Genomic DNA, 25588 nt, shown 5'->3' with positions numbered 1-25588 from the left:
GTAGATTATGAAGAAGAGGTTTTCTCCCCTCATCATGGCTATCTTACTCGCTGTATCCTGTTTTCCGTTCTTACCGCTGGCGGCATCGGCAGATACCGTCCTGTTCACCACAGGATTGGAATCCGGTCAAACCGCACCGAATTTCTTGGACACCATCGAATTCTCTTCCAATGTGAGCGGTATAACGTCAGGCGTTTCACCGGAGGCTTCTCCGCGTACCGGCGAGCAGGCGCATACCGGTACTTCGGCGCTTATGTATTCAGGCAACGCGAACGGCGGCTCGACAACGTATGCGTATTTCAAGGTGTTCACCGTCAGCATTCCCGTGACTTCGGCGTCCAAGCTGCAATATTTCATCTATCCGCAGCAGGATAACGGAAGGTATATGGCGGTCGATTTTCATTTTACGGATGGGTCGACGCTGCGCGACAGCGGGTCGGTGGATCAAAACGGGAATACGGTTCATCCGGCCGGTGGTCATGGCGGAACGATTCCGCTCAATGCATGGTCACAGATCAATTCGAACTTCGGTGTGCAGAATGCCGGAAAGACGATCGACCGTATCTGGGTCGCCTATGACCGTGCAGGCAGTACAGGCAACTACCGCGGCTACATCGACGATATTACGATTTCCAATACAACGACGACAAGCTCTGTCCGCAACAGCGTCATCGTCAGCACCGTCTATCCGACAAGCGATATTGTAATTTCGGACTACAACGTTACGGCCTTCGGCGCGGATAATACGGGTGTGAACGATGCGACCGCCGCCATTCAAAATGCCATTGACGCCTGCTACAACGATGGCGGAGGAACGGTATGGCTGCCTGCTGGAACTTACAAAGTATCCGGCACGATTCAAGTGCGAGCGTTCTGCTCCGTCCGAGGCGATTACCGCGATGCGGACAGCGGAAGCGGGAGTTACGGCACTGTAATCGCTGCGAATCTGACGTCCGGCGATGCGGGGCCGGTGCTGTTCCGCATTGGCGGCAGCGCATCCGTACAGGGCTTGACGGTGTATTATCCGAACCAGAATGCGACAAGTCCGGTTCACTATAATTACACTTTCGAAATTCCGGGCAATGCTTGGATCAGCAACGAGAATTATATGACGGCGTCCATCATGAACGTGACGATGCTTAACTCGTATCGCGGAATCGGCATTAGCACGATGGCCTCCGACCATACCGGCGGTTCGCAGGTGCATGAGCAAGCGACAGTGAAGAACGTGAAAGGCACGATTCTATACCGAGGCGTGGAAGCCTATAACGGTGCAGATGTCGGCACATGGGAGCATGTGAATTTTAACAGCTCGTATTGGGCCAATGCAGGAGTGTCCTACAATGCTCCGAGTGCGACTACGATCAAGAACTGGACGCGTTCGAACGCCACTGCGTTCACGCTTGGCGACTTGGAGTGGGATCAGTTCTATGCGATGGAGGCATCCGACTTCAATATCGGAATCAACATCGTAACAGGCCAGCGGATTCAGTTCTCGGGCGCCTTTATCTGGGCGAATATCCAGAACACGAATATCGCGGTGAAGGTAGACAATATCGACACCCGCTGGGGTGTATCGTTCCTGCGCAGTGTGCTTAAGGGCAGCACGGCCTCCGTTCAGAACAACACGGCTGGTTATGTGAAAGTGACCGATTCCGATATTACGGGCAGCACGTCAGGTACCGTAACGATCTCCGGACCGGGAACATCGCCGGTTGTGTCGCCTTCTGCCGCTACGCCGAAGGTCAGCCGAGCCGTGCTGTATGATGTCACCAAAGCGCCGTACAATGCGCCGTTTACCTCTTCGCGCGGCCCGGCGCTGCCGACGTTGGATGCAACTTCCGCGATCCAATCCGCGCTGAATGCCGCGGGGACCGCCGGCGGCGGTGTCGTCTATGTGCCGGCAGGCTGGTTCAAGGTCAGCACGCACTTGACCGTTCCGGCCAATGTAGAGCTGCGCGGCTCAGCCTCATCGCCAACGAGAGATCAAGGCGGATCAAGCGCTGGCACGGTGTTTTTCGCTTATGAAGGTAAAGATACGGCCACACCGGATTCGAGCACGGCGTTTATTACGCTGAATGGGAACACAGCCGGCTTGCGCGGATTGCGTGTCTTTTATCCGGAGAACAATCCTGCAGCTGGAATAAAAGCGTTCCCTTATACGATTAGAGGCAACGGCAGCAGCGTATACATTGTCAATGTGGGACTGCCTAACTCGTATAACGCCATCGATTTGATGACAAATCGTAATGATAACCACTATGTGGAGAAGGTACAAGGGACCTTGTTCAAGAATGGTATTACTGTAGGGCTCAGTACGTCCGGTTACATCACCGGCATCCTCACCAACGGCAACGCCGTATGCCGCACCGGCTACAACATTCCCGGCTGGGTCGTGGAGAGCAACGTCTTCTCGCAGGTCATCGATGCGTTTACGAGACCCAATGAGACGCTTGTAACCGTGAACGGAGCTTCCGATGAGAAGCTGGTCAACGTTTTTGCCTACGGCTCAAAGAACGGGTTAGTTGTGCAGTCGGGAACGGTAAACGCATTCAACTTAGGAACGGATAATCTCGGCACAGGCGGATACACCGTGAAGGTGGACAGCGGCTCGGTCAACGTGATGAATCTGATGCGCTATAACGGAACGACATCCTTGGGAACGGTCACAATTTATAACGAAATGCACCTATGAGTTTTTAAATTCCATTCATAGGTCCAAGAATCGGAGGAGCAAACAGTGGCAAAGATCACAGGTGTGAAATGTATCCGAACACGGCATGACGGCAGCTGGACCATCGTAAAAGTAACGACAGATCAAGACGGGTTGTACGGAATCGGCTCGGCAACGGATATGTTTAATCCGGAAGCCGTCGTTCAGGTCGTGGAGCAGTTGTTTGCCCCGCTGCTGATCGGCAGACAGGCAGGCCAGATCGAGGATATATGGCAGATGATGCATACGAGCGGGTATTGGCGGCATGGCTCCATTACCCAAACCGCTATCGGCGGCATCGATATGGCACTCTGGGACATTAAAGGCAAAGAGGCCAATTTGCCGGTATACCAGCTGCTCGGCGGCGCCTGCAGATCGGCTGTCCCTTGTTATGGCCATGCGGATGGACGCGATCAAGAAGAGCTGACCGAAGCGGTTCACCGCTATAAGGAGGAAGGCTACACGGTTATCCGTTGTCAGCTTGGCTCCTATGGCGGCGGCGGCTTCTTGCCGGCAGACCAAGCGAATGTTCCTGTTCCGAGCTGGTCTGCCAATGTGTTCAATGAAGCGATCTATATGAATGCCATTCCGGCGATGTTCGAGAAGCTGCGCGTTACTTTTGGCAACGATATTCAGTTTACGCATGACGTCCATTCACATCTTCAGCCGATCGCTGCTGTACAGCTGGCCAAACGGCTGGATCCTTACCAGTTGTTCTTCTTAGAGGATATATTGCCGCCGGAGCAGATCGGCTGGTTCCGTCAGCTGCGGCAGCAGTCTTCAACGCCGCAAGCGGTTGGGGAGCTGTTCACCAGTCCGCATGAATGGACGGATCTCATTACGGAGAGACTCATCGATTTCATCCGCGTGCGCGTGTCCAAGGGCGGCGGCATCAGCGCCTGCCGCAAGCTTGCCGCGCTTGGCGAAACCTTCGGCGTTCGGACGGCATGGCAAGAAGGCGGGGAGAACGACCCTGTCAACCAAGCGGCAGCCGTTCATCTGGATCGCGCGGTCTGGAATTTCGGCATTCAGGAAATCAATCATTTCAGAGAAGCAGAATGTGAAGCATTCCCAGGTCATGTTGAGCGCAGAGGCGGCTATCTCTATTTATCGGAGAAGCCTGGCCTAGGGGTAGACATTGATGAGGAGAAAGCAGCACTGCTCGTGGATGATGGCTGGAGCCGGTCAGCCTATCATATTCCGTATAAACTGGACCGCAGACCGGATGGAACGCTTGTCCGTCCTTAGAACGGTCAGCGCAATAAAGCAAGGAGGGCGAATGCGTTGAAAACAATTGCCGTAACCGGAGCAAGCGGGAAGCTTGGCGTGTGGGTCGTGAATGAGCTGCTGGCCCAAGGCTATACCGTTATTGCATTGGATAATAAGAAGTCAGATAAGCTGCGCTGCAGGCAAATCACAGTGGATTTGTCGAACTTGGGGCAAGTGATCGGCGGTGTGAATGGAGCAGATGCCATTGCACATTTGGCAGCTATCCCGTCACCGGGCCAATTTTCGAACGAGTTTACGTTCTCGAACAACGTCCTCTCGACTTACAACGTGTTTGAAGCGGCTTCGGTGCTGGGTATTCAGAAGGTCGTATTCGGCTCGAGCGAATCCTCGTATGGCTTCTGCTGGGCGCCGAAGAAATTCGATCCTCATTATGTACCCGTTAATGAGGCGCATCCTCAGCTGCCGCAGGAATGCTACGGTCTATCCAAGGTTGTCAATGAACAGACGGGCGAAACGTTCAACCGCCGTACCGGCATGCAGGTGGCTGCGATGCGGTATTCGCTCATTGCCACGCCGGATGAGCTCAAGTCGTTCCTTGCACGCATGAATGAGCCGATCAATTACAAACATATTTTGTGGAGCTATATCGATATCCGGGACGCCGTCTCCGCCACGATCGCCGCGCTGAAGACGGATGGCTACGGGGCTGTGTCGCTCAACATTACAAGCAGCGATACGCTGAGCGATTGGAATACGGAGCGATTGCTGGATGAATTTTATCCGGAGGTGCGTGACCGCAGAAGAAGCTTTGAAGGGCGAGAAGCGCTGGTCAGCAATGAGGCAGCCTGCCGGATATTAAACTGGAAGCCTATTTATTCGTGGAAGGATCAAGTGGAATGAACGGAAGGAGCCCCTCTGACGCGGGGGCTCTTTGTTTTTTTTGACAAATCTGCACATAGACAGCTTACATACGATGCAACTATACTACTAAGAGAGTTCCAATTTGTCCCAGAGAGAAAGTGTGTATTTCATGCGGATTAATGCCAGAATCATCTATATTATTTTCGGTATTGCCGTGTTATTGGTTGCGATTAATAACGCTTCCTACTACTGGTATACCAAGTCGCTGTTAAAAGATGACTTGTCCGCGCGAATGTCAGCTACTGCCAATCAAATCCGAACCTCGATTGAGCAATCGAAAGAAGGCTCTTTCTACACGGAGGATCTGATCGGCGAGAAGCTGCGCACGGCCGCATTGTTCATCCAAGGACAGCTTAGTCCTGATCTGAATCAGGTTACGAACGGACAGCTTCGTACACTAGCGAAGCAGGCCGGCGTTGCGGGAATATCGCTTATGCAGCGAGTGGCAAACAGTGACGATATCGGAGTTCGTAAATCCTCTGAGCCCAGCGAGCTTAAGATTACGAGCACGAAGCCTTTTGGATACTGGTTTACGGCGTACGACCAGCTGCTAACGAAACACAATGTAACCATACCTGAAGGTCAAAGCTTGCCTAATTTCTGGTCCGGCATCGCAGAGGTTCCGGCCTCCGGCGCAAGCGAAGTCAGCAAATTCGGCTTCTATAATGACGGATCGACGGATTATATTATTACCGTATTTGTGAATGCCGATCAGGTTTTGAAATATCAGGAGATCGTCGGCAGCGACACGATTGTGAAGAAAACGATCGCGGCGAATCATGATATTATTGAAATCGCAGGCTTAAACGGGGTTACATTCGGTAAGGCCCCTAAGCTCTATAAAGATAATAACGGGAATTCTTTTATCTCCATCTATGATCGTCCTGTACTATTTGGCAGTTATGAGATCAAACACGCCGATGACATGGACAGCTTTACGAAGGCCGTTCAAACGAACAAGCCGGTAAGCGTTCTGGAGAAGTGGCAGGGTAAAACCATTCTCAAAACCTTCGTTTATATCGAGGCCAAGGCGCGAGTGGCGGAAGTGCAGCGGGACGTTCCTTATGTCATCGTAATCGACTCTGATTATAGCTCGATCGAGCAAACACTGAATATGCAGTTAGTTCGGCTAGCACTGCTCGTCGTGCTGTTTACGATATTCAGCATTTTGTGCATGTATCTCGTATTCCGGTTTATCGGCAAGAGCAAGGAAAACGCGGTGCGTTCCACGCAAGAGCTGTACATTCAGAATATGGATGTCATGTTTACGGAGATTCGCAGCCAGCGGCATGATTTCTTGAATCATGTTCAAACGATGTATGCCCTCCTGTCCAGGGGGAAGAAGGAAGAACAGCTGCGATATATGGAGGAGCTCATCGAAGAGATCAATGAAGTGAATGATATTATTCGTATCGGCCATCCTGCTGTCGCTGCATTGATTCAGGCAAAAATGGCACAAGCGATGAGAACGAAGATTTTATTCGACCATCATTTTACGGGCCTCGACGGTTTGTCGCTTGGCGTTAAATCGGTGGATATCGTGAAAATCATCGGTAACCTCATCGACAACGCCTTCGACGAAGTAAGCAGACTGGCTCCGGAGCTGCGGCATGTCATCGTGAAAGGCTGGTCGGAAGCAGGCATGCTGTACTTCTCCGTTGCTAATCTGGTGCATGAAGATTTCGATCCCGCACGCGTCAGTCAAATGTTCGGGACAGGGTTCAGCACGAAAGTCGGCGGGGAGCACAGCGGGCTGGGGCTGGCTGTCGTTAAAGAACGTGTCGAGTATTACAAAGGCACCATCGATGTGAATATGGTAGAGGGCTATATCCACTTCCAGCTGGCGATCCCGATGCTTTAAGGGTCGATTGTGTAACTGAAAAGAACCTCTTGCGCTTCATTTGAGCGCGAGAGGTTCTTTTTGTCATTTTGGATAGGATTGCCTATTGGGAAAATGCTCTAACGAACCGTAGAGGTCTTATTTACCTCAAAATAGCCCCCCGAAAATTCTAACGAACCGTAGGGGGCTTATTTGATGGTTTTCAGGTGATTGGGAGCTGTTTTTTCCAATATAAGGCCTGTACGGTTCGTTAGATTCTCGGAGCCCCGAAATTTGGCAAAATAAGGCCTGTACGGTTCGTTAGAATTGCGGAACATGTGGAAGGTGGAACGTGGATTGTGGAAGGCGAGGGAAGTGGAATGCGGTATGGGATGTGAGTTACTGAATCTGTGAAGTGATGGATGCGGGCTGTGGAAGGTGGGTTGTGGAGTGTGGAGTGGGATGTTGAATGCGAGGAAGGTGGGGTGCGGAATGGGAGGTGAGTTATTGAATGTGTGAAGTGATGGATGCGGGCTGTGTGGAACGTGGTACGTGGAGTGCAGAGTGGGATGTTGAATGCGAGGAAAGTGGAGTGCGGTATGGGATGTGAGTTATCGAATGTGTGAAATGATGGATGTGGGCTATGTGGAAGGTGGGTTGTGGAGAGTGGAATGTGGAATGTAAGTTACCGAATGTGTGAATGATGGACGCTGAATGTGTGGAAGGTGGAACGTGGAATGTGGGATGCGAAATGCGAAAATGCAAAATGCGAAATGCGAAATGCGAAATGCGAAATGCGAATGCGAAATGCTCTAACGAACCGTAGAGGTCTTATTTGCTCCAAATTAGCCCCCAAAAAATTCTAACGAACCGTAGGGGTCTTATTTGATGGTTTTTGAGTGAGCGGGAGCTGTTTTTCCCAATATAAGACCTGTACGGTTCGTTAGATTCTCGGAGCGCCGAAATTTGGCCGAATAAGGCCTGTACGGTTCGTTAGAATCACGGTCACCTCGAAATTAGGCAGTTCTCTAACGCTGCAGAGCAATTCGTTAGATTACCGCGGCACACGGGGTTCGAGTTCGAACGTTCGGCCCGCGCGCCCGTTCAGCTCGTGCAACTCGCTCGGCCCGCGCAGCTCAACATCAACAACTACAACCAAAACCAATATAAACCAGCAGAAGGACATCGTTTTTATATGCGATTAATGGCTGCATGATGCTGTTTAGAATAAGAGCAGGCGCAGGTGTGATCAAGATAAAGTGGTGGGAGAGCGTCCGCATGGCTTTAGCCATCAATACGATGGATCGGCATCCATTCCGCCCCAAAACCCAACTAAAAACAACTAATATATAAACAAAAACAATTTCTTAACTTGTATTTAATATTGAAATTACAATTGGCCCCTATATTTAGAGTATCGAAGCTTGGTCAAACCGAGCGGAACCAAACAAGGAGTGAAAACGAATAATGAAAAGGTTTATCGCACTTATCGTGTTAACACTGATGACAATCTCCATTATGGCAGCTTGCGGACAAGCAAAACCGGAAGCAAATACAGAGCAAACATCTGCTGGGGCAAACGAGGGGACAAACGGCGGCGTAGACACAGAGAGCAAAGATTTGACGATCTATACCGCGCTTGAAGATGACCAAATTAACGCATACCTGGTAACCTTCAAAGAGAAATACCCGGATGTGAAATTGAACATTGTCCGTGATTCGACAGGCGTTATTACAGCGAAACTGCTGGCAGAGAAAGACAACCCGCAGGCTGACGTCGTTTGGGGCGTTGCAGCAACAAGCTTGCTCGTGCTTGATCAGAATGAAATGCTGGAAGGTTACTCGCCGGCAGGTGTGGAGCGCATCCAACCGGATTTTAAAGACAAGAATGAACCGGCACACTGGGTTGGCATCGATGCTTGGGAAACCGCATTCGTAGTCAACAAGACGGAACTTGAGAAGAAGAACCTGCCCATTCCACAATCCTATGAGGATTTGATTAAACCTGAGTATAAAGGTCTGATCACCATGCCAAACCCATCTTCTTCCGGAACAGGTTTCCTTACAGTATCCGGCCTCGTTCAATTGAAAGGTCAAGACGATGCATGGTCGTATATGGATAAGCTGAACGACAACATTGCCATGTATGTGCATTCCGGCTCGAAGCCTGCAAAGATGGCAGGAACAGGCGAGTATCCAATCGGTATTTCCTTCGGCTACCGCGGTATTGAAGAGAAGAAGAATGGATCACCGGTCGAGGTTGTGTTCCCGAAAGAAGGTTCAGGCTGGGATGTTGAAGCGAATGCGTTGATGAAGAAAGCAACAATCAAGCAAACGGCGAAGAATTTCTTGGATTGGGCCATTACAGACGATGCTATGAAGGAATACAACAAGAACTACGCGATCCTTGCAACGAAAGCCGATACAACGGTTATTCCTGAAGGGTATTCGCAGGATCCGGTGAAGCAGCTGATTAAGAATGACTTCTATAAATCGGCAAAAAACAGAGACAACATCTTGGCGGAGTGGGATAAACGTTATAACGCGAAGAGCGAACCGAAAACGGAGTAATAGACCGACCCTCTACTAGTAGTCAAAAGGAAGAAGCTGCGCGGGTATGCTGCCGAGCAGCTTTTCCTTTACCAAAAACCAACTAAAAACAATTAAAACAAATAAATAACACATTATTAACGTGTTTTTAACCCTGAGATAACAATGAGACTGTACAATAAAGGTGTAAGTCAAATAAAGGGAGGCTCTTATGTCACAAGCTTACCTGTCACTGCGACATATTCATAAACAGTTCGGCTCGTTTACCGCACTCAAGGATATCAATCTCACGATTCAAAAGGGTGAATTTATTTGTTTGCTAGGGCCCAGCGGTTGCGGCAAAACAACCCTATTGCGCATCATCGCGGGTCTCGAAAGTCCCACTGAAGGCAGTGTCCTGGTAGGTGGCAAGGAGATCACGAAGCTCCCTCCGGCGAAACGCAATTTCGGAATGGTTTTTCAATCCTATGCATTATTTCCGAATTTGACGGCTTATCAGAACGTGGCGTATGGCTTGCAAGGCAAGAAGTTAGCCAAGAAGGAAATCGATGAGAAAGTCAGACATGTGCTGGATCTCGTCGATCTGGCGCATATGGGCGATCGTTATCCGGCTCAGCTGTCAGGCGGACAGCAGCAGCGAATTGCGCTGGCTCGGGCGATTGTTTTGTCTCCCGACTTTCTGCTTCTGGATGAACCGCTTTCCGCGCTTGACGCTAAGGTTCGTGAGAAGCTGCGAGAGCAAATCTGCGAGCTGCAAGAGAAACTCGGCATTACAACAGTCATGGTTACCCATGATCAAGAAGAAGCATTAACGATGGCAGACCGCATCGTGGTGATGAACAATGCCGAGATCAAACAGGTTGGAACGCCGCAAGAGGTTTACGATGTGCCGGCCTCCCCGTTTGTCGCACATTTTATCGGCGCGATTAATTTCATGAATCATGGGAAAGCTGCGGCCGCACAAGGCGGTTTGGCTATTCGTCCCGAGCATGTTCATATTCACGCGTTGCCTGCCTTAGGCGGAATTCCTGCCATTGTGCGACATATTGAATTTCGCGGTTCCTTCTATCGCCTAACCGTGCAGGTTGAGCAGCAGGAATTCCAAGGCGGTACAATTGCAGCACAAACGATGCTCGTAGACATATCGTCACAAGCCGCCGCTCACATGCAGCTAACTCGAAACGCGAGTGTTTCACTTGAATTGCCCGCGAATAAATGCATCCACTTCCAGCCTGAAAAGTTGGTGTTCGGATGAGAGACCGTGAGCAATGGATACGCCGCATCTTCATCGTGAGTGTCGTATTCATCTTAATGGTGATTGTATTATTTCCGCTTTGCACGCTGTTCAGCAAAGCTTTCTTCAATCGGGATGGTCAATTTAACGGACTTGATAATTTCGTTCATTATTTCACGACACCGGCACTGTCTCAATCCTTAACGAACACGATCTTTATCTCTATCGTTTCTACGATTATCGCGGGTACGCTTGCCTTTTTCTATGCCTTTGGCATATCGAGAACCGCAGTGTGGGGGAAAGGTTTCTTCAAATACGCGGCCTTGCTTCCGCTATTCGAACCAACCATTATGCATGGTATTGCTTTGACGTATTTGTTTGGGAATCAAGGTGTAATCACAACCGGTTTATTCGGTCATCTGCCGGGGATCAACATTCATTTGTACGGCCCGGTAGGGATTATCATCTCCGAGGTTATCTATATCTTCCCTCAAGCCTACATGATTTTCTTAACGGCACTTTCGATTACCGACTTCCGTCTCTATGAAGCTGCAGAATCGATGGGAGCAAGTAAGCTGAGAAGGTTCTTCACGGTTACGTTACCATCGGTCAAATATGGCTTGATCAGCGCCGTGTTCGTCTGTTTCACAGCTTCCTTTACGGATTTTGGAGCTCCACAGGCGGTTGGCGGCTCGTTCAATGTACTGGCAACAGACATCTATAAACAGGTCATAGGTCAGCAAAATATGTCCATGGGAGCGGCAGTCGGCATCCTGCTCACCGTCCCGGCTGTAATTGCGTTCGTGGTGAATCGAATCGTCGACCGCAAGCAGCGTTCGATGCTGTCAGCCAAATCCACACCATACCGCATAGAGAAGAAACGACCGCGAGACATCACGTTTACGGTATTCAACATTGTCGTTTCATTAGGCATTCTCATTCCGCTTGTAACGATGGTGTACGCTTCATGCGTCAAGGTTTGGCCGTATGACCTGAGTCTCGGATTGAAACATTACGACTTTTCAAGAGTTGCAGCAGGCGGACTTGGACCGTATATGAACAGCTTGAAAGCCGCTTTCTTCACCGCTGTCATCGGTACGCTCGTTACCTTTGTTTTCGCTTATTTTATCGAGAAGTCCAAGGAATTGAAGCTCATCCGAGAAGCCGGATACTTCCTCTCCATCCTGCCTGTTGCTTTGCCCGGCATGGTTGTGGGTCTCGCTTATATCTTCTTCTTTAACAATCCGAGCAATCCGCTTGGCGGCATCTATGGCACACTGGCGATTATTGTACTCGCTAATATCGTTCACTTCTATTCCGTGCCGTTCATTACGGCAACAGCTTCTCTGAAGAAGCTGGATAAAGAGTTCGAGCTTGTCTCGGAATCGATGCGAGTTCCGTTCTACCGCACCTTCCTGCGCGTAACGGTACCGTTGTCGCTGCCGGTCATTCTCGAGAATGCGATCTACTATTTCGTTAATGCCATGGTAACCGTATCTGCCGTGATCTTCCTAAGATCCGCTGATACGAATCTGGCTTCCGTTTCCATCGTTAACATGGATGATGCCGGGGACATCGCTGCTGCGGCTGCCATGTCTACCTTGATCGTCCTGACGAACATCGTTGTCCGCTCGCTCTATGAACTGGCGGTTAAACGGATAAGAAGACAGTCCGAAGCATGGCAGGTTCACAATTAAAGGAGGCAATTAGGATAATGACGATTAAAGGTGTAATTTTGGATTGGGCAGGGACTACGGTTGATTATGGCTGTTTTGCGCCGGTAGCGGTTTTCATAGAAGTATTCGCAAATAAGGGCATCGAAATTACAATGGATGAAGCTCGTAAGCCGATGGGGATGCTCAAAATCGATCATTTGAGAACGTTATGCGAGATGGAACGTATCGCGGGGCTGTGGGAAGACAAATACGGCAGAATCCCAAATGAAGCCGATGTGAATGAGATGTATACCGATTTCGAACGCATTCTTTTCTCCATTCTGGCGAACTATGCAGAGCCTATTCCGGGTGTGCTTGAGCTTATGGAACGATTGCGTAATCAAGGAATCAAGATCGGATCCACAACGGGCTACACGTTCGAAATGATGAAGGTTGTAGCGGCAGAAGCCAATAAGAGAGGGTATGCCCCGGATTGTCTCGTGACGCCTGACGATGTACCTGCTGGACGTCCGTATCCGTGGATGATCTATGAAAATGCCATTCGTATGGATCTTTATCCGATGAAACATATGGTCAAAGCAGGCGATACGATCAGCGATATTCAAGAAGGTGTCCATGCAGGCGTTTGGACGGTAGGGATATTGAAAGGCAGCAGCGAGCTAGGCATGACGGAAGCTGAAGTGGCTGCATGCCCTCCGGATGAATTAAGCGAGAAGCTCCTTGCCGTTGAACAGAAATATCGGGCGGCCGGCGCGCATTACGTCATCGATTCCATCGGCGAGCTGGACACCGTTATTGCATTAATCAATGCTCGATTGGAGCAGGGGGACAAACCATGACCTACACAAACATTCCGGACAACCCGTATTTGCTCCTAACACCAGGTCCGCTCAGCACGACCAAACGAGTCAAAGCGGCGATGCTGCGGGACTGGTGTACATGGGACAAAGAGTATAATGATTTGGTCCAAGACATTCGAGCGAAGTTAGTCCAATTGGCAACAAAACAACCTGAATCCTATACGAGTGTATTGCTGCAAGGAAGCGGAACGTATTGCGTGGAATCGGTCATCGGTTCGGTCATTCCGCAGGCTGGCAAGCTGGCCGTGCTGGTGAATGGCGCGTATGGACAGCGGATCGTCCAGATGGCAAACATTTTGGGCATTGAGACGGTTGTGCTTGATTTTGGTGAAACAGAGCCTGCTGACCCTCGTCATCTGGATGAAGTGCTGGCTGCAGACGATTCCATCACTCATGTTGCTATGGTGCATGGCGAAACGACTACCGGGATGTTAAATCCGCTTGCGGACATTGCCGGCACAGTGAAACGTCACGGCAAAGTGCTGATCGTCGATGCCATGAGTACGTTTGGCGGCATTGAGATGGATGTGCAGGAGCTGGGCATCGACTTCTTAATCAGCAGCTGCAACAAGTGTATTCAAGGGGTACCGGGATTTGGGTTTGTCATCGCAGTCAAGGAGCAGCTTGAGCAGTGCAAAGGGATTGCCCGGTCGCTGTCGCTGGATTTGTATGATCAATGGGATTCCATGGAGCGGCACAACGGCAAATGGCGGTTTACTTCCCCAACTCATGTCGTGCATGCTTTCCATGAAGCCTTGCTGGAGCTTGAGGATGAAGGCGGCGTGAAAGCGCGTCAGCTGCGTTATGAAACGAATCAGCGAATGCTCGTTCAGGGGATGGAGCGGCTTGGTTTCCAAACGCTGCTGCCTGCTCACCATCATTCGCCAATTATTACGTCGTTCCGTTTTCCGGAATCGGAATCGTTCACATTCGAGCGTTTCTACAAGGAGATGAAGGAAGAAGGTTTCGTGCTTTATCCGGGTAAAATTACAGCCGCAGATACGTTCCGAATCGGCAATATCGGTGATGTTCATGCTGCGGATATGGAACGTTTAATCGATGCTGTCGAGCGGAGACGCTTCTGGCTGTAATCCTGCTGACAAGCTTTTCGGCAATCTCCTATAATGGAAATAGATAATTAGCGTTCGGACAGAGGAGGCCCGTACAGATGTCGTTGATCGGTGAGGAACGTAAGGACTATATCTTAAATGCACTGAACCTTGAAGGTAAAGTACGGACATTGGATTTAGTGGATCAGTTGAAAGTATCCTCAGAGACGATACGCCGCTACATGGAAGAATTAGAGGAGCAGAACAAACTGAAGCGTGTGTATGGCGGCGCGGTGAAGATCAATTTAACCCGTGAAGAGCCTACTCACCTGAAACGCGAGGTCATTCGAGCGGAAGAGAAGAAGCGGATCGGACGCGCTGCTGCTTCGCTAGTGGAAGATAACGATATTATTTTCATCGAGGACGGTTCAACGACGCTGCAGATGGTTCATTATTTGCTCAATCGTAAAAATATTACGGTAATCACCCTCTCCGCCCCAATCATGTATCTGCTTATTGATTACCAGAATAAAGGCTTCTTCTCCGGCGAAATCTATTTTCTCGGCGGCAAAGTGAATGCTAAACACTCTAGAGTGAGCGGGTCCTTGACGGAACGAATGGTAGAGCATTTCTACGCGGACAAAGCCTTTATTTCGATAGACGGGATTATGATCGAGAAGGGGATTTCGAGCTTCGATGCCGAGCGTGGTCAATTGGCGAAACAGCTGATGAGCCATGCGAAGCAGAGCATTATTTTATCCGATCACTCCAAATTCGGTGCCATGCAATTCTACAAAATCGCGGATGTCAAAGATGTCGATATCATCGTCAGCGACGTGGAAGCGCCGAAGGAATGGCATGCTTATTTAAAAGATAAAGACGTAAGCTGGATTAATGCCGAATAATAGTGAGAATGCTATAATAGGTGTAAATCTATGGATGAGGTGATTGATCTTGCTAGGTCGAAGCGGTAATCCTACTTTGAACGACAAGTCCTTCGAGAAATCAGGCCACTATATCGGTGCTGATCGCATGACGATCGAAGGTACGGTAAACAAAGCTTTTATTACGCTAGCCATTCTGCTTGGGGCCGCGTTCGCCACATGGTCGATGTATTTCAATGGTCAGAATGTTACGGGTTTTGCGATTGGCGGAGCAATAGGCGGATTGATCCTGGCACTCGTGATCAGCTTCAAACCGACAACGGCGCGCTATCTCGTACCGGTCTATGCCGCGCTGGAAGGTGCTTTCCTAGGCGCGCTTTCGGCCAGCTTTGAAGGAAGATTTAACGGGATTACGCTGCAAGCCGCGTTAATTACGATGTGTGTGTTCATCGCGCTGCTGTTCGCGTACAAAACAAGAATCATCAAAGCGACTGAGAACTTCAAGCTTGGCGTGTTCGCGGCGACTGCAGGCATCGCGCTGGTTTATCTCGTCAGCATCGTGCTTGGGATGTTCGGTGTAACGGTGCCGTACTTGCATGACAACAGCTTGATCGGAATTGGTATTTCGCTTGTGATCGTCATTATCGCTGCGCTTAATCTTGTGCTCGACTTCGATTTCATTGAGCAGGGGGCGGAACGCGGGGCACCGAAGTACATGGAATGGTACGGCGCATTCGGCTTGATCGTGACGCTTGTCTGGTTGTATATCGAAATTTTGCGTCTGCTCTCGAAGCTGCGCAGCCGCTAGATATCGCAGGTAACAAAGAAGCATCGTTTCTTCGTGAGAAGAGACGATGCTTTTTATTGTCCTGCTAGCTTCGGAACACCGAAGGACTGGTTCCGGTTATTTTCTTAAACACGTTGCAGAAGTAGTTCTGATCTTCGTAGCCGACGAGCTGCGAGATCCGGGCGATTTTGAGCGTTGTCGTCCGCAGCAGTTCCTTGGAGCGCTCAATTCGCACCTTGGTTAAATAGTCATTGAAGCTGATGCCGACAACCGTCTTGAAGCGTTTGGAGAAATAGTTCGGATGAATGAAATACGTTTCCCCCACCCACTGCAAGGACAGCTCCTCCGCATAATGAACCTCGATGTATTGTTTAACGCTCTCGATTATTTCGTCGCAGGATTGATCGGTTCCCCGGTTCAGCATGCCGCTGAGACGCTGCAGTTGCTGCTCGATAATGTCGATAATATCCTTCCAGCTTCGGAGATTATCTAAGCTGGCAATTGGCGTGCCCAAGTTCCAATTGGGCAGATCAGTCGCGGTCTTGGCCGCATGCTTGCGCAGCAGATGAATGATATCCGTGTAGAGATACTCCACTTGCTCGTATCTGGCGCCGGATGTTTCGGCGAGCGTGCGGAACAGCTGGCCCGCATAATCCAGAAACTCCTGATGCCTTCCGTCCTCGAGCATCGCGCTGAGACCGCGTTCTGCTTGAACGAAGACGCGCGGGTAGGCGGAGGCGACCGAGGAGGCAGGTTCAATCTCGGTATAGACGTTGCCGTTGCCGAAGAGCAGGCGATTCTGCAGCACCTTGCGCGCTTCCATGCAGGAGAGGCGAAGCTGCGTCATCTCTTGCTTGATGCCGCCAAGGCCAATTGAGATCACAAGACCGAGATGTTGTTTGATCCACTCTACGGTTTGATGGTAGGTTTCGATCAGCCCTTGCAGCTCTAGCTCGCTCTGCGAACCGAGGAAAACAACGATCTCCTCGGAGTGGTAAGCATGCTTGAATGCCAGAAATTGAATACCGGCCTCAGCGGCGAGTGTGTTCTCGATAATATTCTGAATCGCGAACCTCGCAAGCGGCTCTTCATTCTCTTGAAAGCGGGACGATTCGTTGCGGTACACGATCTTGACCGATGCGCCGACGAAGGAAGTGCATTGCATGAGACTCATGGGAATCCCGTCCCAGCGGGGCTCCTGCTCCGAGATTAGATGAGTCAATTGGAAGTCGAGCGGCTGCAGATTACTCTGGCGTATCATATCGCTTAGCTCGCTCAGCTTGCTGCGATCAACCGCTTCCTGCTGTTCTTTCCGCAGCTCCTCGCAAATCCCTTCGAGCAGCACGTTCAGCTTCTCTTTGTCGATCGGCTTAAGCAGATAGTCTCTTACATTATAGAGAAGCGCTTCGCGCACATATTCGAACTCATCAAACCCGCTGATGATCACGAATTTCGTCCGCGGGAAATTCACCCGTGCAGAGTTGATGAACTGCAGCCCGTCCATCCCCGGCATGCGAACATCGGTCAGGACGATGTCCGGCTGACAGTTCGCCAGCTGAAACATGGCTTCGAAGCCGTCCCCAGCCTCACCTGCAAGCTGTAAGCCTAGCGGCTCCCAGGCGATTTTGCGAATTAATCCTTCTCGAAGCAACGGCTCATCATCTACGATCAATACTTTCATCGGTACCGCCTCCTGCCGTTTGCTTTGGCAATACAAAATAAATCCGTGTTCCCGATCCCGGCTTGCTGTCGATGACAACCTGAGGGTCCGTATCATAATACATTTGAATCCGTTTAAAGACGTTGGCGAGTCCGATCATCGTTCGAGAGGAAACCTGGCGGGACATGATGTCATTCGGATCGCTCAGCTTGCGATGAAACAGTTCTATAATTGCCGGTTCCATGCCGACGCCGTTATCTTCGACGATAATTTGCAGCGAATGCTCATCGAGGCTCATGAGTGAAACGCGGACAAATTTGTAGCCCACCTTCTGTTCCAGTCCGTGGATAATCGCATTCTCTACAAGAGGCTGAATAAGAAACTTCGGCAGAATAAACGAGTCGATTTGCTCATCGGTATGGATCTCATAGTGGAACTTCTCGGGAAAGCGGATTTTGTAAATCGATAGATATTGGTTTAAGTGATCCATTTCTTCCCGGATCGTGGCAATGTTCCCGCCGTTCAAGTTGTATCGGAGCATCTTGCCAAGTGCCAGACAGATATAGGAGATTCGCTCATCACCATGAATAGAAGAGATGCTGTCGATGGTGCTGAGGGTGTTGTACAGGAAGTGAGGATTGATTTGCGTTTGCAGCGCTTTGATCTCCGCTTCTTTCTTCAGCAGCTCCGTTTCATACACCTTGGAAATAAGCGTGCTTATTTCGGATGTCATCTTATTGAAGCTGTGCTGAATGGTAGAGAGCTCATCCGCGCCTTTAACCTCAATGAATGCTTGAAAGTCGCCCATCTCTACGAGTTTCATCTTCTTATTCAATTCCTTAAGCGGACGCGTAACACTGGCGGCAATGATGGAACCGAGCAGCATTGCGATCAGGAAGCTGATGGCAGCGATGAGAATGAGTGTATTTCGGAACGTATCCACCTTCTGCAAAATGCGGTCAAGCGGCACGCTGCCGATGACGACCCAATCGCTGACGCTAAGCTTGCGATAGAAGCCGATATTGGTGTTCTCATCGTCGTCCTCGAACCGGAAATCCATATATTTCTTATTCACCTGTGCTTCCTGGTAGCCGGTGAATAATGGGGTGCCGGCAATCGATTTGCCGATCTCGTCCTCATTGCGGGAGAAAATAATCGTGCCGCTCGTATCCGCAATATAGTAGGTGCTGCCGTCGTCGCTTTGCAGGCCGAGTAAAGTCTTCTCCAGCACGCGGGGGTCCATATCGATCTTGATGTAGCCGATGGGATGCTGGGCATTCATCGTAATTCGTTTGAGCAGCTGGATGTAACTGATTGTTTTGACAGGGGTTACGGTTGTGCTGATCGTCGTATAGGACACGCTCCAGAAGGGGAATCCATCCTGATCGAGCGCTTTCTTGTTCAATAACGCCTGTTCCCGATCAAGAAGCGTTCTTACGCTGGCGTTATAGTAGTAATAACTGCTGATTTGCTCACCCTTCAGGTCGGTGATGGCTAGGAAAGATATGAGTGGGTTTTGTACTTTCTGGGAGGCGAGCTTGTTGCGGTAATACTGCTGGATATCAAAGTTGAGAGGAGCATCTAGAAATTTCTGCAGCGACGTATCGCTGAAATAGCTGTAGCCGATATTGCCGATCGTTTTGAAATGGAGGTCGAGGGTATCGACCGTTTGTTCCGTCAGCTTCTCAAGCCCTTGCAAGGTGGAGGCTTCGAGCTCATTGCTCATAATGCGGTAGTACGAATAGCCCATAATAAAAGCCGTAAGACTGATGACGATGAAGAAGGATAATATCATTTTGCTGCGGAATTGGTTATTAAGGCTTTGAAAGAAAGTCCACATCTGCTTCAAGGAATATCCCTCCAGGCACTGACAGCGCTTACCTCGTGTATTCGACAACTTCCGAACTTTTCCTTTATTAGCCATTCTGAATTATTTGATAAAAGTTAATATTTTGCTAATAGGATGTTCGGATATTACATAGAAAGCGCTATCAATTAGGAGATATACTTCATTTGTAGACGAAATCATTCAAGGGAGGCAGTCAATTGAACAACGCAAAACGGCTTAGAAAATGGACGGTTTTAGCTTGTGTCATGGTCTTGATGCTAATTGTTTCAGCTTGTGGGGGCGGGAATAACAACAACAAAACGGCAGACAACACGAGTACCAGCACGAACACAGAGTCGACGAATACGACGACGGAAGCAACAAACGACAGCACGAATAACGCTGCAACGGACGAAGCAGCTACAACAGATACCGGCGCAACCGTGGAACTGACGGTTTGGGACCAACCTACACCGGAAGACACGCAAAAAGCGCTTAAAGAAGAAATTTTCGCGGATTTTGAAACAGCTAACCCTGGCATTAAAGTCAAACACGAATTGATGCCGCAAGGCACGAATGACCGTGAAGTATTCGTAACGGCAATGGCCGGCGGTAACGGTCCGGATGCTTACCACGCAGCTCACTTCCCGATCATTGCTGACTGGGTTGGCCAAGGTCTTGCACTGGATCTGACGCCATACTGGGACAGCTACGCGGACAAAGATAAATTCATCCCATCCTCGATGCAAGCAGGCACAATCGACGGTAAAGTATATGGCTTGCCGCACGATATGTATGTAACAGGTCTCTTCTGGAACAAAAAAATGTTCGAAGCAGCAGGACTCGACCGTGATACGCCTCCGGCAAACTGGGATCAACTGGTTGAGTTCGGTAAGAAGCTGACGAATGTAGATAAGAAACAATACGGTATCACATTGCTTGGTATGGAATGGGCTGACTGGTGGTTTGAGTACTATGTATGGCAAGCCGGCGGTGACCTGACTCACGTGAATCCGGATGGCACTGTACAACTGGCATTCACAGAAGATCCTTCCGTTAAAGCTCTTCAATTCTACAAAGATTTGAAATGGACGCACAAAATCGTTCAAAACAACGTTCTCCAAAGCTACCAAGACAACATGAATGATATCTTCCAAGGCCGTGCAGCGATGTCCAATGCGGCATCCGGCGGATTCGGAGATTATGTTGCACAAGGTATGGATCTGAATGATGTAGGTTTCGCTCCGTATCCTGTAGGCCCAGGCGGCAAAGGCCCAGGTCAAATCGGCGGCGCTTACTGGATCATTAACCCTAAAACATCCAAAGAAAAACAAGATGCAGCTTGGAAATACATCACGTACATGAACTCCAAAGAAGTAGCTGAGAAAGTTCTCAAATTCCAACAAGACAACGGTATGTTCCCGAACCTGCTGTCGGTTCGTAACGACGTGGATCCTTCCCAATTTGCCAAAGATATCTCGCCTGAGCTCGTTGCAGCTGTAAACAAAGCAGCTTCCGACACTCACCTGGAGTACTTCTTGAAAGAGCGTCTTACTCCTTATGTTGTAAAAGCGGTTCAAAAAGCGTTGACGGATGAGAAATCCGATCCGAAACAACTGCTTCAAGAAGCACAAGATGCAGCGCAAAAAGAGGTTGTAGATGCTTACAACGCAGCCTTGAAGAAATAATATGACGCAGGCGGAGGCAGTGAGCGGGCTAACCAAGCCGCAAGCTGCTCCGCCTGCAATTCCGAAAGGAAGCGGAAGCGATGAAAACAGCCACCCAGCAGCAGCCGCAAGTGCAATTGAGAACGCCCTATCGTTTTAAAATATCGTGGACGCCTATCTTTTTTCTGACGCCTGCTATCGTGTGTTTCTTGGTATTTAAATATTACCCGCTGCTGCAAGCCGTATATATGGGTTTCTTTGATTACAAGGTCATTAACCCGCCAGGCAAGTTTGTCTGGCTGGATAATTATAAGTATTTATGGCATTCAACGGAGTTCTGGAACGCACTCCGGAACACCTTTGCTTTCTTTTTTATTTATTTTGTACTTACTTTCTGGGTGCCGATTGTCCAAGCGGTCTTGTTAAACGAAGTTAAATTTGCCAGCAAAACGATGCGTTCGTTGTACTTGCTCCCAACTGCCGTTCCGTCTGTAGCAGGCTACCTGCTTTGGAAATGGCTTTATAATCCGGATTACGGGTTATTGAACTACCTGCTTAGCTTCATCGGACTTGGTCCATATGGCTGGCTTAACGATCCCGCTATGTCCAAATGGTCGATTGTGCTGCCAGGCGTGTTTGCAACCGGAATGGGGATGCTCATATACTATTCGGCGCTTCAGGGTATTCCGAGCGAGAACGTTGAGGCAGCCAAGATTGATGGTGCCGGACCTTGGCGCAGAATGACCGCGATTGTATTTCCAAGCTTGAAGTTCGTAATTGGGATTCAGTTTATATCGTTTATAAGCGGTGTATTCCTAACGTTTGACCCGATGTACATTATGACTGGCGGCGGACCGGCGAACAGCACGCGGACACTGGCGATGCTCGTGTTCAACAGCTCCTTTAAGGAATTCCGATTCGGGGTTGCGGGTTCGATCTCACTCGTTATGTTCGTAATCATCGCGCTGATCACTTACTTGCAGCTTAAATTGTCCAACAGGGATTAAGATGATTGGTTTGAGGAGACTTCCAGTCAACTCAGCATTCATCTCATTTAGAGGATCCGGAAAGGAGTATCTCATGGCTGGACGCGGACGCATTAGGGAGAAAGGCGGATTATCCGTCAAAATCGTCTCCTACTCAGTTGCCATTTTTTTTATTCTAGCTTCGATTGTTCCGCTTGTCTGGATGATCAGTTCATCAATGAAGGATAACATTTCCATTTATAGCTTTCCGCCTAAATGGGTTCCCGAGGTGCCAAAAACCGTAAGTGTAACGCTCAATTACGATGGCGCGGATATTTCGAAGCCTGAAGAGTATGAGCTGGATGCCATGGAGGCTATTTGGTTCACTTGGAAACGAATGCAGAATGAAGCAGTCGGCGCGATGAAGGTAACGGGCGTGAAAGATGGCGTCATCGTTTATCAAGCATCGATGCCCGCTTATAACTTTACGGTTGGACGGCCGCAGATCGTTCCGACCATGGTGGCTACGCATGCGGTTATGAAGAACAAGCTGGCCAAAATTCGTGACGGGAAATTAACAACGTTCGATTTCAAAGGTGACGGCGGCGCTTATAAGGGCTCCACTGAAATTGCAGCGGAATTGCCGGTTCACGCGACAAACGCGCTGAAATGGCTTACGGAATCGAAAGTTGTGAAAGGTAAAGTGCTCACCATCTCTGAGGTGAAGGACTGGAAAAGGCTGTTCGACAATTACATCGTGCTTTGGAAAAAATCCGGTGACGAAAGCAAAGGCGCCAATTTCGGGTTCCCGCATTTCCTATTGAACAGCGTGATTGTAACCGGGTCAACCATTATCCTGCAATTGCTGATCGGCGGAACGGCAGGCTATGCGCTTGCACATCTAGTTCGGAGCAAAGTGGGTACGTGGTTGACGCTGTTCTTCGTTGCTACGATTATGATTCCGGAAATCGCAATCCTCGTTCCGCTTTATTTAACGATGGATAAACTCCATCTGGTCAACTCACTGTGGGGGATTATATTGCCGCATACGGCGTGGGGGATCGTTATCTTCTTGTTCAAAGGATTCTTCGAACAACTGCCGGGCGAACTGCTGCAGGCGGGACGCATCGACGGCGCCTCCGAGTTTAAGATTTTCTGGAGAATCATTGTACCGATGTCGGCCCCGATTTTTACGGTTGTTGCCGTTATGACGTTTATTGCGGTATGGAATGAATTCCTTTGGCCGCTTGTTGTTGCTCGGACGCAAGACGTCTGGACGTTCACCGTTGCACTTAATGACTTCCAGCAGCGGCAAAGCATGGGGTCCAACGTCATTATGTCCAGCTTAGTTATCGCGACGATACCGCTTATGTTAATCATTACTTCCTGTCAGAAACTCATCGAGAAGGGTGTTTCTTTCACAGGTTTGAAAGGGTAGGGGACTTACTTAGTGGATCGCAAAGTTGCTCTGGTAACAGGCTCAGGTCGGGGGATCGGCAGAGGCATTGCGCTTGCTTTTGCACGATCCGGATATGATGTGTGTGTCAATTACAATACAAGCGCGGAGATGGCACAGGAAGTCGTGCGTGAGATTAATGCCCTCGGCGTGAAGGCGGAAGCCGTACAGGCGAATATCTCCACGCTCGAAGGCGTCGAATCGTTGTTCGAGCAATTTAACAGCCGTTTCGATAGGTTGGATGTGCATGTCAACAATTCAGGCATCACGCGGATGAAGCCTTTCCTTGAAACGCCGCCGGAGCTGTTCGATGAGGTGTTCAATACCGATTTGAAGGGACTCTATTTCTGCTCACAGCAGGCGGCACGTCTGATGGTCAAGAACGGCACGCGGGGCGTTATCATTCAAATCAGCTCCAACCATGCCGAAGGAACATGGGCGAACTCCACCGTCTATGCCGCGGCTAAGGCAGCTGTGAACAAGCTGACGAAGAATATGGCTCTCGACTTATCCCCTCATGGCATTCGGGTTGTCGGCATCGCGCCGGGCTACACGAACAATGGCTGGGGTGATGGCAATGAGCGCATTCAGAAGGCGATTGCATCGGTCTCATCTCGTATTCCGATGGGAAGGTTCTGTACGCCCGCTGAAGTCGGCGAAGCGGCTGTATTCCTAGCTTCCGACAGCGCGGGTTATATGACGGGAACGACCATGTTTATGGACGGCGGCGCATTGCTCCCGGTCTGGGCAGAGAAGGGCAACAATTAGTTTCTAGCTGCTCAATGAAACCAGTATAGGACGAAAAGGAGATAGGAAGCTGTGAAAATAACAGATTTGAAGCTCTATCATGTGAAACCTCGCTGGTTGTTTCTGAAGATCGAGACGGATGAAGGCATTGTCGGCTGGGGCGAGCCGATCGTCGAAGGTCGTGCCCTTACCGTAGCTACAGCCATTGAAGAGTTGAAACGTTACCTGGTCGGCGAAGATCCGCTTCGTATTGAGCATCACTGGCAGGTCATGTACCGGGGAACGTTCTATCGCGGCGGTCCTGTCCTCGTCAGTGCGATAAGCGGGATCGAGCAGGCGCTATGGGATATTAAAGGCAAGTTCTACAACATGCCTGTCTATGAAATGCTCGGCGGCAGAGTACGCGATAAAATCCGCATGTACTGCCATTGCCACGGGGAGACGCCTGAGGTGTTCGCAGCGAATGCGAAGCGCAGAGTGGAGTCCGGCTTCAATGCGATCAAGACAGGTGTAGACGCTCCGGTGCGGCAAGTCGATTCGCTGGCTTTCGTGGAAAGCCAAGTGAACAAGTTCATTGCGGCCCGCGAAGCCGTGGGCAGCGGCGTAGACATCGCGATCGACTTCCACGGCCGGGTCAGCCCGGCTATGGCGATTCGCCTTGCCGCAGCACTCGAGCCTTATTATCCGATGTTTATCGAAGAGCCTTGCTTGCCTGAGAATGTAGACTCGCTCCTGCGTGTTGCCCAATCGACAAGCATTCCGATCGCAACGGGGGAGCGGTTGTTCACACGCTGGGGTTTCCGTGAAGCGTTGGAGAAAGGCGCGATTGCCATCGTGCAGCCGGATCTGTGCCATGCCGGCGGGATCTTCGAAGGACGTAAAATCGCCGCTATGGCGGAGACTTACTACGCTTCCATCGCGCCGCATAATCCGCTTGGACCGATCTCGCTTGCAGCCTGCTTGCAGCTCGACGCTTGCACGCCGAACTTCTTGATCCAAGAGCATCCGTCGATGGCGGAGAAATGGGATCTCGGCGAAGGCTACTTGAAGATGCCGTTTGAAGTCATCGACGGCCATGTCGCGATCCCGCAAGGGCCTGGCCTTGGGATCGAAATTAATGAAGAAGCGCTCATTGAACGCGGCTACGCAGGCGACTGGGATACACCTCGCCTTGCGTACGACGACGGCTCGTTCGCAGAGTGGTAGAATGATAGGCCGCTCTCTCTGGCAGGTACGGAGAGGGCGGTCTTTTTGCTGTCATGGGCAACAATGACACAACGGCAGCGGTAGCAGCAGCAACAGCAGCACGAACACCAACACGAGCACGCACACCAACAGCAGCACAAACACCAACAGCAGCACAAACACCAACATGAGCACGAACACCAACATGAGCACGAACACCAACATGAGCACGAACACAGATAGTAGCACCAACACCAACACCAACACCAACACCAACACCAACACCAACACCAACACCAACACCAACACCAACACCAACACCAACACCAACACCAACACCAACACCAACACCAACAC

Annotated in this window: 19 protein-coding genes; 16 read left to right on the top strand and 3 right to left on the bottom strand. The window is 50.0% G+C overall.

Going from position 1 to position 25588, the window contains the following annotated elements:
• The first annotated feature begins 7 nt into the window (after positions 1 to 7).
• The 11 genes from AC50Y3_RS17730 (at position 8) to AC50Y3_RS17680 (ending at position 15744) form a co-directional block, all read left to right on the top strand.
• Entirely contained in the window at positions 8 to 2695 is a 2688-nt protein-coding gene (locus AC50Y3_RS17730) for a glycosyl hydrolase family 28-related protein (protein WP_494820062.1), read from the top strand.
• A gap of 45 nt (positions 2696 to 2740) precedes the next feature.
• Positions 2741 to 3961, top strand: a complete 1221-nt coding sequence (locus AC50Y3_RS17725) for an enolase C-terminal domain-like protein (RefSeq protein WP_494820061.1) — start codon at positions 2741 to 2743, stop codon at positions 3959 to 3961.
• A gap of 36 nt (positions 3962 to 3997) precedes the next feature.
• On the top strand, positions 3998 to 4843 hold the full coding sequence (locus AC50Y3_RS17720; protein WP_494820060.1) for an NAD-dependent epimerase/dehydratase family protein: 846 nt from the start codon (positions 3998 to 4000) through the stop codon (positions 4841 to 4843).
• 103 nt (positions 4844 to 4946) lie between these two features.
• Positions 4947 to 6725: a sensor histidine kinase gene (locus AC50Y3_RS17715; RefSeq protein ID WP_494820059.1), complete on the top strand. Its 1779-nt coding sequence runs from the start codon at positions 4947 to 4949 to the stop codon at positions 6723 to 6725.
• Positions 6726 to 8150: 1425 nt separating this feature from the next.
• Positions 8151 to 9254 carry a putative 2-aminoethylphosphonate ABC transporter substrate-binding protein gene (locus AC50Y3_RS17710; protein ID WP_494820058.1) on the top strand — a complete coding sequence of 368 codons (1104 nt, stop codon included), beginning with the start codon at positions 8151 to 8153 and terminating at the stop codon, positions 9252 to 9254.
• Positions 9255 to 9444: 190 nt separating this feature from the next.
• On the top strand, positions 9445 to 10488 hold the full coding sequence (locus AC50Y3_RS17705; RefSeq protein ID WP_494820057.1) for a putative 2-aminoethylphosphonate ABC transporter ATP-binding protein: 1044 nt from the start codon (positions 9445 to 9447) through the stop codon (positions 10486 to 10488).
• Complete coding sequence (locus tag AC50Y3_RS17700; RefSeq protein ID WP_494820056.1) at positions 10485 to 12164, top strand: putative 2-aminoethylphosphonate ABC transporter permease subunit; 1680 nt, start codon at positions 10485 to 10487, stop codon at positions 12162 to 12164. Before AC50Y3_RS17705 ends, AC50Y3_RS17700 begins: the two co-directional genes overlap by 4 nt.
• Before the next feature lie 17 nt (positions 12165 to 12181).
• Complete coding sequence (phnX, locus tag AC50Y3_RS17695; protein ID WP_494820055.1) at positions 12182 to 12982, top strand: phosphonoacetaldehyde hydrolase; 801 nt, start codon at positions 12182 to 12184, stop codon at positions 12980 to 12982.
• An 11-nt stretch (positions 12983 to 12993) separates the two neighbouring features.
• Positions 12994 to 14094 carry a 2-aminoethylphosphonate--pyruvate transaminase gene (phnW, locus tag AC50Y3_RS17690; protein ID WP_494820372.1) on the top strand — a complete coding sequence of 367 codons (1101 nt, stop codon included), beginning with the start codon at positions 12994 to 12996 and terminating at the stop codon, positions 14092 to 14094.
• Positions 14095 to 14171: 77 nt separating this feature from the next.
• The gene (locus AC50Y3_RS17685) at positions 14172 to 14957 is read left to right on the top strand and encodes a DeoR/GlpR family DNA-binding transcription regulator (RefSeq protein WP_494820054.1); all 786 of its coding nucleotides are present in this window, start codon (positions 14172 to 14174) and stop codon (positions 14955 to 14957) included.
• A gap of 49 nt (positions 14958 to 15006) precedes the next feature.
• Positions 15007 to 15744, top strand: a complete 738-nt coding sequence (locus tag AC50Y3_RS17680; protein WP_494820053.1) for a Bax inhibitor-1/YccA family protein — start codon at positions 15007 to 15009, stop codon at positions 15742 to 15744.
• A gap of 64 nt (positions 15745 to 15808) precedes the next feature.
• On the opposite strand, the gene AC50Y3_RS17675 is transcribed toward AC50Y3_RS17680, so the two are convergent.
• Together AC50Y3_RS17675 and AC50Y3_RS17670 are read right to left on the bottom strand one after the other, a co-directional pair.
• A complete protein-coding gene (locus AC50Y3_RS17675; RefSeq protein WP_494820052.1) occupies positions 15809 to 17404 on the bottom strand; it encodes a response regulator in 1596 nt (531 codons plus the stop codon).
• Positions 17382 to 19223, bottom strand: coding sequence for a cache domain-containing sensor histidine kinase (locus AC50Y3_RS17670; protein ID WP_494820371.1), 1842 nt, complete (start codon positions 19221 to 19223; stop codon positions 17382 to 17384). Before AC50Y3_RS17670 ends, AC50Y3_RS17675 begins: the two co-directional genes overlap by 23 nt.
• A 206-nt stretch (positions 19224 to 19429) precedes the next feature.
• On the opposite strand from AC50Y3_RS17670, the gene AC50Y3_RS17665 reads away from it, so the two are divergent.
• The 5 genes from AC50Y3_RS17665 (at position 19430) to dgoD (ending at position 25252) form a co-directional block, all read left to right on the top strand.
• Positions 19430 to 20899, top strand: a complete 1470-nt coding sequence (locus tag AC50Y3_RS17665; RefSeq protein ID WP_494820051.1) for a sugar ABC transporter substrate-binding protein — start codon at positions 19430 to 19432, stop codon at positions 20897 to 20899.
• An 80-nt stretch (positions 20900 to 20979) separates the two neighbouring features.
• The gene (locus tag AC50Y3_RS17660) at positions 20980 to 21885 is read left to right on the top strand and encodes a carbohydrate ABC transporter permease (RefSeq protein WP_494820050.1); all 906 of its coding nucleotides are present in this window, start codon (positions 20980 to 20982) and stop codon (positions 21883 to 21885) included.
• A 73-nt stretch (positions 21886 to 21958) separates the two neighbouring features.
• Entirely contained in the window at positions 21959 to 23281 is a 1323-nt protein-coding gene (locus tag AC50Y3_RS17655) for a carbohydrate ABC transporter permease (RefSeq protein ID WP_494820049.1), read from the top strand.
• A 12-nt stretch (positions 23282 to 23293) separates the two neighbouring features.
• The gene (locus tag AC50Y3_RS17650; RefSeq protein ID WP_494820048.1) at positions 23294 to 24067 is read left to right on the top strand and encodes an SDR family NAD(P)-dependent oxidoreductase; all 774 of its coding nucleotides are present in this window, start codon (positions 23294 to 23296) and stop codon (positions 24065 to 24067) included.
• A 51-nt stretch (positions 24068 to 24118) separates the two neighbouring features.
• Complete coding sequence (gene dgoD / locus AC50Y3_RS17645) at positions 24119 to 25252, top strand: galactonate dehydratase (RefSeq protein WP_494820047.1); 1134 nt, start codon at positions 24119 to 24121, stop codon at positions 25250 to 25252.
• Positions 25253 to 25303: 51 nt separating this feature from the next.
• Here dgoD and AC50Y3_RS17640 read toward each other — a convergent pair.
• On the bottom strand, positions 25304 to 25588 hold a 285-nt coding region (locus tag AC50Y3_RS17640; RefSeq protein ID WP_494820046.1), incomplete at its 5' end, for a hypothetical protein.

This window comes from Paenibacillus sp. J22R98 (genome assembly GCF_059383835.1).
This window is presented reverse-complemented; position numbering and strand designations above follow the sequence as displayed.

Excerpts from the sequence above, each read along its gene's own strand:
- AC50Y3_RS17730 (WP_494820062.1), top strand. The coding sequence starts at position 8 with ATGAAGAAGAGGTTTTCTCCCCTCATCATGGCTATCTTACTCGCTGTA.
- AC50Y3_RS17710 (WP_494820058.1), top strand. The coding sequence starts at position 8,151 with ATGAAAAGGTTTATCGCACTTATCGTGTTAACACTGATGACAATCTCC.
- AC50Y3_RS17705 (WP_494820057.1), top strand. The coding sequence starts at position 9,445 with ATGTCACAAGCTTACCTGTCACTGCGACATATTCATAAACAGTTCGGC.
- AC50Y3_RS17700 (WP_494820056.1), top strand. The coding sequence starts at position 10,485 with ATGAGAGACCGTGAGCAATGGATACGCCGCATCTTCATCGTGAGTGTC.
- phnX (WP_494820055.1), top strand. The coding sequence starts at position 12,182 with ATGACGATTAAAGGTGTAATTTTGGATTGGGCAGGGACTACGGTTGAT.
- AC50Y3_RS17685 (WP_494820054.1), top strand. The coding sequence starts at position 14,172 with ATGTCGTTGATCGGTGAGGAACGTAAGGACTATATCTTAAATGCACTG.
- AC50Y3_RS17675 (WP_494820052.1), bottom strand. The coding sequence starts at position 17,404 with ATGAAAGTATTGATCGTAGATGATGAGCCGTTGCTTCGAGAAGGATTA.
- AC50Y3_RS17670 (WP_494820371.1), bottom strand. The coding sequence starts at position 19,223 with ATGTGGACTTTCTTTCAAAGCCTTAATAACCAATTCCGCAGCAAAATG.
- AC50Y3_RS17660 (WP_494820050.1), top strand. The coding sequence starts at position 20,980 with ATGAAAACAGCCACCCAGCAGCAGCCGCAAGTGCAATTGAGAACGCCC.
- AC50Y3_RS17655 (WP_494820049.1), top strand. The coding sequence starts at position 21,959 with ATGGCTGGACGCGGACGCATTAGGGAGAAAGGCGGATTATCCGTCAAA.